The 251-nt window shown below is 54.2% G+C and carries 1 protein-coding gene; it reads right to left on the bottom strand.

Annotation, left to right across the window (positions count from 1 at the left end; genetic code table 11):
• Positions 1–251 (bottom strand): putative oxygenase MesX (locus SB765_RS31995; RefSeq protein WP_410932806.1); only part of this gene is annotated, 251 nt, incomplete at both ends.

Genomic DNA, 251 nt, shown 5'->3' with positions numbered 1-251 from the left:
AGCGAGTATTCATCCTGCTGGTATTCAGCGCCCAGTACAGGGTGCTGGTTTTCGGTGCGGTAGTAGGTTTTGCTGCTCGACACACTCAGGCAGATAACCGGCGGTTTTTTGAAGTGCTGCTGGTAGGTTGGCGAATTTACGAAACACTTGAACAGGTTGCCGTGCAGCGTGCCAAAGTGCTCGGGCGTGCTGAAGGTTGCCCGATGCTTGTTGTGCTCCAGCAACAGGACACTGAAGTCGTAGTCGCGAAC

This window comes from Pseudomonas sp. SIMBA_067, from assembly GCF_046534675.1.
Taxonomy (GTDB): Bacteria; Pseudomonadota; Gammaproteobacteria; order Pseudomonadales; family Pseudomonadaceae; genus Aquipseudomonas; species Aquipseudomonas putida.
The sequence above is the reverse complement of the archived record's forward strand: the minus strand, read 5'-3'. Positions and strand labels throughout refer to the sequence as shown.